Raw genomic sequence first — 11,707 nt, 5'->3', positions numbered from 1 at the left:
CTTGACAGCACGACCGGCCGTGAAGTTGACTATTTTGCATCGTGATTTAGAAATTCCGTAGTACGGAATATGAAAGGAAGTCAGATGACGGCCTATACGGTCAACTGCTCGATTCTGCTGACCGATCTCCCGCTGCTGGACCGCCCGCGCGCCGCGCGGAACGCGGGATTCGAGGCGGTCGAGTTCTGGTGGCCGTTCGACTCCCCGACGCCCCCTGACGCCGACGTCACCGCGTTCATCCGCGCCATCCAGGACGCGGGCGTGCAGTTGACCGGGCTCAACTTCGCCGCCGGCGACATGCCCGCGGGCGACCGCGGGATCCTGTCCAATCCCGCTCTGACGCAGGATTTCCGCGACAACGTCGAGATCGCCGTCGGCATCGCCGAAACCCTCGGCACCCGGGCCTTCAACGCGCTGTACGGCAATCGCATCGACGAGCACTCCCCCGCGACACAGGATGACGTCGCCGTCGGGAACCTCGGCTACGCCGCCCGCTCGGCAGATCGTATCGGTGCCACGGTGCTGATCGAACCGGTCAGCGGAGCACCGAAGTATCCGCTTCTCACCGCCGCTGACGCCATCCGCGTCATCGACCGGGTGCACGACGAACACGGCGTCGACAACCTGCGCTTGCTCGCCGACTTCTATCACTTGCACGTCAATGGCGACGACATCACGGCCGCGATAGCCGATTACGGCAGCCGGATCGGGCACGTACAGATCGCGGACGCCCCTGGCCGCGGTGAGCCGGGCACCGGCGAGATCCCGATCCGCACCTACCTCGAGCAACTCGCCGCACAGGGCTACCAGGGACACGTCGGCCTCGAATACAAAGCCACCAAACCCGACACGTTCGAATGGCTGCCGCGCGAAGACCGCGTTGCCACCTTGCAACCACAAGCAGAAACGAGGATCTAATGAGCACAATCGCTTTCATCGGACTTGGCATCATGGGCAGCCCGATGGCATGCCATCTGGTCAAGGCCGGCCACACCGTCGTCGGCCTCGACGCGACGCCCGAGCGCACCGCGGCGTTGGTGGAAGCCGGCGGCCGGGCAGCCGAATCCATCGAGCAGGCGGTCAAAGAGGCCGATGTGGTGGCCGTGATGGTGCCCGACTCGCCTCAGGTGCAGGCCGTTCTACTCGGCGACGACGGCGTCTTCGCCCACGCGCAGCCCGGCACGCTGGTCATCGACTTCTCGTCCATCCGGCCCGACGTCACCGCCGAATTCGCCAAGATCGGCGCCGAGCGCGGCCTGCGCATCCTCGACGCCCCGGTGTCCGGCGGCGAACCCGGCGCGAAAAACGCCACGCTGTCGATCATGGTCGGCGGCTCCGACGATGACTTCGCCGCGGCCAAGCCGATTCTCGATACCGTCGGCAAGACCATCGTGCACGTCGGGGCCAACGGCGCGGGCCAGACCGTCAAGGCGGCCAACCAGTTGATCGTCGCGGGCAACATCGAGTTGCTTGCCGAGGCGATCACGTTCCTGAAGGCCTACGACGTCGACATCGACGCCGCCGTCAAGGTCCTCGGCGGCGGGCTGGCCGGTTCGGCCGTGCTCGACCAGAAGGCGTCGAAGATGCTGGAACGCAACTTCGACCCCGGGTTCCGGATCGCGTTGCACCACAAGGACATGGGTATCGTCACCGCGGCCGCGCGCGAGGCGGGTGTGGTCACTCCGCTCGGTTCTCTGGTGGCACAGTTGATGGCCTCGGCGCTGGCCAACGGCGAGGGTGGTCTCGACCATTCCGCGCTGCTGCTGGGTGTCGAGCGGCTCTCGGGCAAGGAGATCTGATGGCGCGGATGCGAACCGTCGACGCAGCGGTCCGAATCCTCGAGATCGAGGGTGCGACACAGGCGTTCGGCCTCCCCGGCGCGGCGATCAACCCGTTCTACTCGGCGATGCGCGCGCACGGGGGTATCAAACACGTGCTGGCGCGGCATGTCGAAGCCGCCAGCCACATGGCTGAGGGCTTCACACGCGCCGCCGCCGGCAACATCGGCGTGTGCATCGGCACGTCCGGTCCTGCGGGGACCGACATGATCACCGGGTTGTACTCCGCCTCGGCGGACTCCATTCCGATCCTCGCGATCACCGGGCAGGCACCGGTGGACCGGCTCCACAAGGAGGATTTCCAGGCGGTCGACATCGCCGCTATCGCCGCGCCTGTCACCAAGATGGCGATGACGGTGCTCGAACCCGGCCAAGTCCCAGGCGCTTTCGCGCAAGCGTTCCACTTGATGCGCTCGGGACGGCCGGGGCCGGTGCTCATCGACCTGCCCATCGACGTTCAACTGGCCGAAATCGATTTCGATCCCGAGGCGTATCAACCGTTGCCGGTCTACAAGCCTGCGGCGTCACGGGCGCAGGCGGCGAAGGCCATCGACATGCTGATGTCGGCGGAGCGGCCGCTGCTGATCGCCGGCGGCGGTGTCATCAACGCCGACGCGTCGGAACTGCTTGTCGAGCTGGCCGAGATCCTCAATGTGCCTGTGGTGCCGACGCTGATGGGCTGGGGCAGCATTCCCGACGACCACCGGCTCGCCGCCGGCATGGTCGGGCTGCAGACGTCCCAGCGCTACGGCAACGCGACGATGTTGGCCTCGGACTTCGTGCTGGGCATCGGCAATCGGTGGGCCAATCGCCACACCGGCGGGCTGGAGACCTACCGTCGCGGCCGGCGTTTCGTTCACGTCGACATCGAGCCGACACAGATCGGTCGCGTCTTCGCCCCCGACTTCGGGATCGTCTCGGACGCGAAGGCGGCGCTGGAGCATTTCGTGGCCATCGCCAAGGAGCGACGCGCCGCGGGCGCGCTGCCCGATTGGAGCACCTGGGTCGAGGAATGCGGCCAGCGCAAGCGGACCATGCATCGCAAGACCCATTTCGACGACGTGCCGATCAAGCCGCAACGGGTCTACGAGGAGATGAACCGCGCATTCGGCCGCGACGTCCGCTACGTGACCGCGATCGGCCTGTCGCAGATCGCGGGCGGGCAGTTCCTGCAGGTGTTCGGTCCGCGCAATTGGATCAACTGTGGGCAGGCCGGACCCCTCGGATGGACGGTGCCCGCAGCGCTGGGTGTCGTCGCGGCGGACCCGAACGCCTCCGTCGTCGGGTTGTCGGGCGACTACGACTTCCAGTTCCTCATCGAGGAATTGGCGGTCGGAGCGCAGTTCAACCTGCCCTACGTGCACGTGGTGGTGAACAACTCCTACCTGGGGCTGATCAGGCAAGCGCAGCGCAACTTCGACATGAACTACCACGTGTCGCTGGGCTTCGACAACATCAATGCGCAGGAAAGCGAGGACAGCACCGTCCCCAAGGGCTACGGCGTCGATCACCTGCGAGTCGCGGAGGGCCTGGGCTGCAAGGCGATTCAGGTCGTCGATCCCGCCGAGATCGGCCCGGCCCTGATCCGGGCTCGGCAACTCGCCAAGGAACACAAGGTGCCGGTGGTGGTCGAGATCTTCCTCGAGAAGATCACCAACATCGCGATGGGCACCGAGATCGACAACGTCACCGAGTTCAACGATCTCGCCGAAACGCTCGACGACGCGCCGACGGCCGCGGCTTTGCTCCTGGTCGACTAGTACCCGGCTGCGACTGATACCCCCGGTTACGCGAAATGCACGTTTTGTAGAGGTCTTCTCGAAGTTCCTCTACAAAACGTGCATTTCGGCGTTTCTAGACGGCGGACTCCCGGTCGAATTCCGAAGCGATGTCACGCGCGACGCGTTTCAGCAGCGGCGCCACCTTCGTCGCGGATTTCAGCGTGAGGCGCGCGGCGGGCCCGGAGATGGAGATCGCGGTGGGGGTCGGGGCGTCTGGCACCGGTACCGCAAAACACCTGACGCCGATTTCCTGCTCGCCTTCGTCGATGGCGTAGCCGCGGGCCCTGCTCAGCTCGATGTCGCGGATCAGCGCCTCGGGGGTGGTGTAGGAGTTCTCGTTCGACGCCGGCATTCCCGCGCGCTTCAACAATGCCTCGACGCTGTCGTTGGGCAACTGCATGAGCAGGGCCTTGCCGACTCCGGTGCAATGCAGGTGCACACGCCGGCCCACTTCGGTGAACATCCGCATCGCGTGAGGCGAAGGGACCTGGGCGACGTAGACCGCCATGTCGTTGTCCAGTGCGGCCATGTTGGCGCTCTCACCGGTGCGCTCCACCAGCTCGGTGAGGTGCGGGCGCGACCACGCGCCGATGAGTTGGGCGGCGCTTTCACCCAGGCGAATCAGCTTGGGCCCCAACGCATAACGACGGTTCTGGAGCTGCCGCACGTAGCCCATCGCCAACAGCGTCCTGACCAGGCGGTGGATTGTGGGCTGCGGCAATTCGGCGCGGGTGGCCAACTCTCCCAGAGCGATACTGCCGCCGGCACTCGCCATGATCTCCAGCAGCTCGAAGGCGCGCTCCACCGATTGCACACCGTCCGCCACGGCAAACCTCCCGTCATCCGCCGAGCCAGCGCTCCGCTCAATGACTAGATTATTCCGTATTGCGAAACAATCGAAGTACTGGCCGTTTCGGGATGCCCGTGTGCCACACCTCTCAGCGGGTATGACCGTTGATTGGATCCTGACGACTGTATGCTGATGGCACCCTGCCGCAAACCAGAAGGGCAGCCCATGACCCACCCGATAACCCCCACCGCCACCCTCGGAGGCGGCGCGACGCGGAAACGGGCGCCCGTTGTCGAGCGTCCCGCGCCGCTGCGCGAGGCCGTCTTCGAGGCCCTTGTCGAGATGATCATCACTCGTGAGCTGGAGCCAGGTCAGCATCTGGTCGAGAAGGACCTGGCCGATGCGCTTGGGGTCAGCAGGCAGCCCGTTCGAGAAGCGTTGCAGCGCATGCACACCGAAGGTTGGGTTGACCTGCGCCCCGCGCTCGGCGCGTATGTCCACATCCCCACCGAGTCCGAGGCAGATCAGCTACTCGCCGCACGCAGCCTTCTCGAGGCTGAGTCGGCAAGGCTGGCAGCCGAACACGCGACACGCGAACAGATCGAGCACCTGTACGACTTGCAGCGCATCGGCGAGGAAGCGCTAGCCGTGGACGACGAGGAGGTCCTGGTCTCCGCCAACGCTGCGCTGCACACCCATATCGTGACGATGTCGGCCAACAAGGTGCTTGCCGACCTCAGGGCGTCGGTCGAGCACCGGGTGCGGTGGTACTACCTTCCCATCGCCCAGGTGCGTTCGAAGGCGGCCTGGGAGGAGCATGCCGAGTTGATCGACGCGATCGCCAAGCGAGACGCGGGACGCGCGGGCGCCCTGATGCGGCTGCACACCGAGCGCACCAGGGAGATCTATCAGGAGCAGCGACGCCAAGAGGCGGCCAAGGGGAACGTCTGACGTTCGCCCTTGGCCGCCTCTGCGGCTCGGTTCAGTCGGCCAGCGTTGGTGTCAGCGACTTCTCGGCAACCGAGTTGCTCGGCCGTGCCGCGGGTACCCGGTCGCGGCCCGGCTGCCGCAGGAAGGCCGCCAGCACCGCAGAGACCAGAGCGCTCGCCGCGGCCAGCCAGTAGGCGCCGCTGTAGCCCCATGCGTCAATGACACTGGCGCCCACGCCGATTCCGACGACAGATCCCAGCAGTTTGGAGCTGTAGACGAGGCCGTAGTTGCTGGCGTTGTTGTTCTCGCCGAAGTAGTCCGGCGTCAGCGAGGCGAACATCGGGTAGAACGCGCCGCCACCGAAGCCGACCAGGAAGGCGAACACCAGGAAAGCGACCTCACTGCCTGCTTTGCCGGCATAGAGCAACCCCACCAGTGACAACGCCTCGATCAACAACACCACAAGCAGCGTTTGCTTGCGCCCGAACTTGTCTGACAGCCAACCGGTCACGGTGCGACCGGTGCCGTTGATGACGGACAGCACACCGGCCGACGACGCGGCGATCAACGGGCCGAAGCCGAGGTCCTTGGCGAACGGCACCATGTAACTGATGCCGAAAAGCGAGACACCTGCGCTGATTCCCAATGACAGCCACATCAGCGGCAACATGCCGGTCTTGACGGCTTCCATCGGCGTGAACTGCCGTGCGGCAGGCGGGTTCTTCTTCAGGCTCTCCGCACCGCTCTTGCTGTCCGCCCACTCCACCGGGTCGATGTCCGACGGCCACCAGTTTTTCGGCGGGTCGCGGAAGAGCCATCCGCAGACGGCGCAGACGATCAGCATGTACGCGGCCACCAGGTCGAGCACCCATACATACGTGTTCGGATGCAGGGCGTAGCTGAAGATGAAGATGAACGGCACTGCGCCATAGGCGAATCCGCCGTTCACGAAACCCGTTTTGGCACCGCGCCGCTCGGGGTACCACTTGCCGACGAGGTTGATGCACGTGGCGTACACCAAGCCAGCGCCGACGCCTCCACATACCGCAAAGCCGAGGTATGCGAGCACCAGGTTGCTCTGGGTGATGCTGACGAAGCCGACCGCCGACAGCACCGCGCCCACGATCATGGCGGTCCGAGCTGAGACGATGTCCTTCTCGCGCAACTTCCCGGCCGGAAATGCGATGCCTGCCTGGAAGAACGCCCAGATCGACAGCAGCCAGAACGTCTGGCCCATGCTCCAGTGGTGCGCCTCCCGAAGGGCTTCCTCCGCGGCGCCGTAGCCGTACTCGTACACGCTGACGGCCATCATGGCGGCCCAGGGCAGCCAGACCATCCACGAGCGGGACCTGCCGAGCAGTTCCTGGTCGGTCTCCCCGACGCGGTACACCCGGCCGTTCGCGTCGGTGACCTCGCGATAACTTGCGAAAGTTGACGACATGCTTGATTCTCTTTCTACGAATGGTTGAAGGCTTGCGCATCGAGCGCTGTCGCGTGGCGTTTTCGCTACACAACTCTCAAGCGCTTGCTCAGCTTCACGCGGGTGGCAGCCCGTATGAATCAATTGCGTACCGCCGCTGTATTTTTCGTGGGCACGCGTGTTGTTGGCCTCGGCGGCGCATGCGCCGCCGCCCCGGTCTATCGCATGACAGTTTCGTCCTTTCGTCGCAGAGCCGACTGGCTCAGATGACGCCGGCGCTCCTGAACAGTTCGAGCTGCTCGGACGAGTAGCCGAGCTCCGTGCAGATCTCGTCGGTGTGCTCGCCGAGCAGTGGAGAGCGGACGATATCGACTGGCGAGTCCGACAGCCGAAGCGGAGAGCCGACGGTTTTGAAAGGGCCACGTTCGGGATGCTCGACCGTGACGATCGCTCCGAGTTCGGTCAGCGTTTCGTCCTCGATCAGCTCCTTGGTGGAAAGCACTGGCCCGCATGGGATGTTGATCGCATTGAGCGCCTCGAGCGCCTCCCATTTGGTGTGCCGTTCCGACCAGTCCTCGATCAGCGCGAAAACCTTGTCGAGCTTCGGAAGCCGGTCCTCTGGCCGTGCCCAGTCCGAGTGGTCGGCGAGGTCGGGCCTGCCGATGAGGTCGGCCAACGGCGCCCAGCCCTGCGGCTGCACGATCACATAGATGTAGTCGTTGGGGCCGCCGCCCTTTGTCTTGACCGCCCATCCCGGTTGACCACCGCCGGAGGCGTTGCCCGATCGGGGCACCTCGTCACCGAAGCTCTGATTCGGGTACTCAGGAAGCGGCCCGCTCGCGAGCCGTTGCTGGTCCCGCAGCTTGACACGGCATAGGTTGAGCACCGCCTCCTGCATCGAGACCTCGACGCGCTGCCCGCGGCCGGTGTTCGTGCGTTGATAGAGCGCGGCCAAAATGCCGGAGACGAGATGGATTCCGGTGCCCGAGTCGCCGATCTGTGCGCCGGTCGCGACTGGCGGGCCGTCTTCGAAACCCGTCGTGGCCATCGATCCGCCCATCGCTTGTGCGATGACCTCGTACGCCTTGAAGTCGAAGTACTTGCCTGGACCGAAGCCCTTGATGGAGGCGTAGATGAGGCGGGGGTTGATCTCGCGCAACCGATCCCAGGTGAAGCCGAACCGATCGACGACGCCGGGGCCGAAGTTCTCGACGAGAATGTCGACTCGCGAAACCAGATCGGTGAAGATCCGCTTGCCCTCATCGCTTTTCATGTTGAGTGTGATGCTGCGCTTGTTGCAGTTGAGCATCGTGAAGTACAGGCTGTCCGCGCCGGGAACGTCGCGGAGCTGCCCGCGTGTGACGTCGCCGGTGCCAGGCGCCTCGAGCTTGATGACGTCCGCGCCCAGCCACGCGAGCAGTTGGGTGGCCGATGGGCCGGATTGCACGTGGGTCATGTCAAGCACTCGCACGCCGGAGAGTGCCTTGCCCATCGGCGGGTCGGATTCCACCTTGTCGCTGACCGAGGGGATCTGAGCCATATCGGAGACTTCCTTAACTCGAGCCGGTGTGCTTCCTCGGGAGAGAAAGTCATCTCAAGATTGCATACCGTATGAGGTAGACAACAGTGTGGTGCACGCAACACAGGATGTCCAGCGATCCACCAGTACTCACAGACTTCTCTGTCAGGAACCTGAAAGCGCCCTTGCCGTAAGTCGACGCACAGGTCATCCGACTGCCGCCGCGGCCCGCGCGATGGCTTCGGGATCAGGCGTGTCGGGCCGATGCCGACGTGCACCAATTGGATGCGTTATGACGTTGTCTAACAACGTGTTTCATGACCACACTCGATCATTCGCTGACACCTCCGGGTGGCCAGAGGGCACCGCCGTAACCCTGCCGGCCATGCTCGGAGCGGGCACACTGTACGCGGTGATGTCGCGCTCGTGAAGTGCCTCCAGGAAACGTACAGAAAACTGGGGGCTTGCGCGCAGATTGTATGAGGTATACCGTACGCCGTGTGATGTCCGTTACTTTCCGACAAGGCAAGTGACTGCCTTCACACACCACAGCGAGCGAACTGTGCCGGGTCCGGCAAGCGGTCACTGATCAACGTGTGGTTCCCCGACGCGCGGGCTGTGCCCGCCGCACCGGCGATGAACCAAAACACCACTAAAGGGGACTGTCTTGAGGAAGGCACTCGATGGCGTGCGCGTCCTGGACATGACGCATGTCCAGTCCGGCCCGTCTTGCACACAGATCCTCGCCTGGCTGGGCGCGGATGTCGTCAAACTGGAATCTCCTGCCGGCGACGTCACCCGCAAGCAGCTGCGCGACATTCCCGGGGCGGACAGCCTCTACTTCACGATGCTCAACTGCAACAAGCGCAGCATCACGCTGAACATGAAGTCCGCGGAAGGCAAGCGGATCTTCGCCGACCTTCTCCCCCGGTTCGACATCCTGGCTGAGAACTTCGGCCCCGGTGCGATCGAGCGCATGGGCTTCGGATGGGAAGAGCTGCAGCGCATCAACCCGCGGCTGATCTTCGCCTCCATCAAGGGCTTTGGCGACGGGCCGTACACCCATTACAAGGCCTATGAGGTGATCGCCCAGGCGATGGGCGGGTCCATGAGCACCACCGGTTTCGAAGACGGTCCTCCGCTGGCCACCGGTGCGCAGATCGGTGATTCGGGCACCGGCATCCACACCGTCGCAGGCATCCTCGCCGCGCTCTTCCAACGCGAGCACACTGGTCGCGGACAACGCGTGACCGTTGCGATGCAGCACGCGGTGCTGAACCTGTGCCGGGTCAAGCTCCGCGACCACCAGCGCCTGGAGCACGGCCCGCTCGGCGAGTACCCCAACGACGACTTCGACGAGTGCGTCCCGCGATCGGGCAATGCTTCCGGCGGCGGTCAGCCCGGTTGGGCGGTGAAGTGTGCGCCCGGCGGGCCCAACGACTACATCTACGTCGTCGTCCAGCCCGTCGGCTGGGAACCCATCGCGAATCTGATCGGCAGGCCCGAGTTGGTCACCGATCCGGAGTGGAGCACGCCGCAGGCACGGCTGAACAAGTTGGACAAGATGTTCCAGCTCATCGAGGAGTGGACGATGAGCCTTGGCAAGTGGCGCGCGCTCGACCTACTGACCGAGCACAACATTCCTTGCGGCCCAATTCTTTCCACCAAGGAGATCATCGACGACCCGTCGTTGGCAGCCAACGAGATGGTGGTCCGGGTCGATCACCCCCAGCGCGGCGAGTTCACCACGGTCGGTTGCCCGATCAAGCTGTCCGACTCCCCTGTCGACGTCGTCCGCTCCCCTTTGCTGGGCGAACACAACTGCGACATCTACGGCGGCGAACTCGGGCTCGGCGACCACCTCTCCGCACTCAAGGCGAAGGGAGTCATCTAGCGATTCCGCTCCGAAAAAAGCAGACAGTCGGCAGTATACAGAGACGAAGAGGAGATTCGACACGAATGAACGCGTCAGCTCAGTCGACATACCGCGAGGTAGTCGACGATAACGGCAGGGTGTACCGGGTCGGCGAGACCGACCGGGACATCCTGGGACGGTCACGGGCCTGGATGGTATGGCTCCCGTGGATTGCGATGATGGCAGTCAGCTCGTCCGAATATGCCTTCACCTCCGCCGAGGAAACGCTGTCGGAGGCGCACAGCTGGCACGGCGGCCACATCTTCTGGTTGCTCGGCGTGTGGGTGATGTTCCAGGCGGCGGTGGCGTTCCCGGTCGGTCAGATGCGGGAAAGCGGCAAGCTGTCGGCGCGCTCGGCGATGTTGCTGGGCGCATGTGGGGCATTCCTCGGATACCTGTCACTGGCCTACGCCCCGCATGTGATCATCGCCTACCTCGGCTTCGGGTTGTTCGGTGGCGGTGGCGCCGGCTTCGTGTACGCCACCTGCATCAACATGGTGGGCAAGTGGTATCCGGAGCGGAAGGGCGGCAAGACCGGGTTCGTCAACGGTGGGTTCGCCTATGGCTCAGTGCCTTTCATCTTCTTGTTCACTAACTACATGGACCTGGAGAACTACGAGGGCATTCTGTTGGCCGTCGGCATCTTCCTGGCCGCGGTGGTCGCGCTGTGCGGCTTCTTCTTCATCGACCCACCGAAGAACTGGTGGCCGCCGCACGTCGATCCGCTCAAGGTCAACGACGATCCGAAGATCCGCCGGGCGCTGCGCAAGAACCCGCCCGCGGTCAGGCAGTACACCCCGAAGGAAGCCATCAAGACCGGCATCCTGCCGCTGATGTGGTTCGTGCTGCTGTGCACCGCGGGCATCAACATCTTCGGCATCGCGATGCAGGTGCCGTTCGGCAAGGAGATGGGCTTCGCCGGCGGCATCGTCGCCCTCGCGATGAGCTTCAAGGCCATCGTCAACGGCACGGGCCGCGGCGTGATCGGCTGGATCTCGGACCAGGTCGGTCGCAGGGACACCCTGATCATCGTTTGCGTGGTGTTGGGCCTGGCCCAGTACGCGGTCTACTTCTCCGGCTCGATCGGCAGCATGCCGCTGTTCCTGTTGGCGTCGATGGTGTCCGGCTTCGGCGGCGGCGCGATCTTCCCGTTGTTCGCGGCCATGACGGCTGATTACTTCGGCGAGAACAACAACGCCACCAACTACGGCCTGGTCTACAGCTCGAAGCTGGTGTCCGGTCTGGTCGGTGCGGGACTCGGCGCGGTTGTCGTGGACAACTGGGGATACGGCGCCGCGTTCGGAATCGCGGGCTCGGTGGGCATCGCCTGTGCCTTCCTGTCGATCCTGCTGAAGCAGCCCAAGCTGACGGACACCACACCGTCGCGGCGCGTCGATCCGACGCAGCCCGAGGAAAAGGTACTCGTAGTCGACTGATCGGCTCCGGCGGACAACACCCCGGGTGAGAGAGGTCCTGTTGGACATCCGCACCCGGGGTGTTCTGTTGCGTTAACG

Annotated in this window: 9 protein-coding genes; 6 read left to right on the top strand and 3 right to left on the bottom strand. The window is 64.5% G+C overall.

Features of this window, described 5'->3' with window-relative positions; genetic code table 11:
* Window positions 1-84: 84 nt before the first annotated feature.
* The 3 genes from ACGFK1_RS00185 to gcl are packed head-to-tail and all read left to right on the top strand — an operon-like array spanning window position 85 to window position 3,598.
* Window positions 85-918 carry a hydroxypyruvate isomerase family protein gene (locus ACGFK1_RS00185; protein ID WP_393423825.1) on the top strand — a complete coding sequence of 278 codons (834 nt, stop codon included), beginning with the start codon at window positions 85-87 and terminating at the stop codon, window positions 916-918.
* Entirely contained in the window at window positions 918-1,799 is an 882-nt protein-coding gene (locus ACGFK1_RS00180; protein ID WP_393423822.1) for a 2-hydroxy-3-oxopropionate reductase, read from the top strand. Before ACGFK1_RS00185 ends, ACGFK1_RS00180 begins: the two co-directional genes overlap by 1 nt.
* Window positions 1,799-3,598, top strand: a complete 1,800-nt coding sequence (gcl, locus tag ACGFK1_RS00175; protein ID WP_393423819.1) for a glyoxylate carboligase — start codon at window positions 1,799-1,801, stop codon at window positions 3,596-3,598. The genes ACGFK1_RS00180 and gcl overlap by 1 nt, the downstream gene beginning before the upstream one ends.
* Window positions 3,599-3,692: 94 nt before the next feature.
* On the opposite strand, the gene ACGFK1_RS00170 is transcribed toward gcl, so the two are convergent.
* Window positions 3,693-4,445, bottom strand: a complete 753-nt coding sequence (locus ACGFK1_RS00170) for an IclR family transcriptional regulator (RefSeq protein ID WP_393423816.1) — start codon at window positions 4,443-4,445, stop codon at window positions 3,693-3,695.
* 189 nt (window positions 4,446-4,634) lie between these two features.
* Between ACGFK1_RS00170 and ACGFK1_RS00165 the strand changes: the two genes are divergently transcribed.
* Window positions 4,635-5,360, top strand: a complete 726-nt coding sequence (locus ACGFK1_RS00165; protein ID WP_393423814.1) for a GntR family transcriptional regulator — start codon at window positions 4,635-4,637, stop codon at window positions 5,358-5,360.
* Between the two features lie 31 nt (window positions 5,361-5,391).
* On the opposite strand, the gene ACGFK1_RS00160 is transcribed toward ACGFK1_RS00165, so the two are convergent.
* Entirely contained in the window at window positions 5,392-6,780 is a 1,389-nt protein-coding gene (locus ACGFK1_RS00160) for an OFA family MFS transporter (RefSeq protein WP_393423811.1), read from the bottom strand.
* A gap of 241 nt (window positions 6,781-7,021) precedes the next feature.
* Window positions 7,022-8,299: a formyl-CoA transferase gene (frc, locus tag ACGFK1_RS00155; RefSeq protein WP_393423808.1), complete on the bottom strand. Its 1,278-nt coding sequence runs from the start codon at window positions 8,297-8,299 to the stop codon at window positions 7,022-7,024.
* Window positions 8,300-8,945: 646 nt separating this feature from the next.
* Between frc (ACGFK1_RS00155) and frc (ACGFK1_RS00150) the strand changes: the two genes are divergently transcribed.
* The gene (gene frc, locus ACGFK1_RS00150; RefSeq protein WP_393423805.1) at window positions 8,946-10,172 is read left to right on the top strand and encodes a formyl-CoA transferase; all 1,227 of its coding nucleotides are present in this window, start codon (window positions 8,946-8,948) and stop codon (window positions 10,170-10,172) included.
* A 65-nt stretch (window positions 10,173-10,237) separates the two neighbouring features.
* A complete protein-coding gene (locus tag ACGFK1_RS00145; RefSeq protein WP_393423802.1) occupies window positions 10,238-11,629 on the top strand; it encodes an OFA family MFS transporter in 1,392 nt (463 codons plus the stop codon).
* Window positions 11,630-11,707 lie beyond the last annotated feature (78 nt).

Origin of the sequence: Mycobacterium sp. NPDC048908, from assembly GCF_043197955.1 — a bacterium.
Taxonomy (GTDB): Bacteria; Actinomycetota; Actinomycetes; order Mycobacteriales; family Mycobacteriaceae; genus Mycobacterium.
The sequence above is the reverse complement of the archived record's forward strand: the minus strand, read 5'-3'. Positions and strand labels throughout refer to the sequence as shown.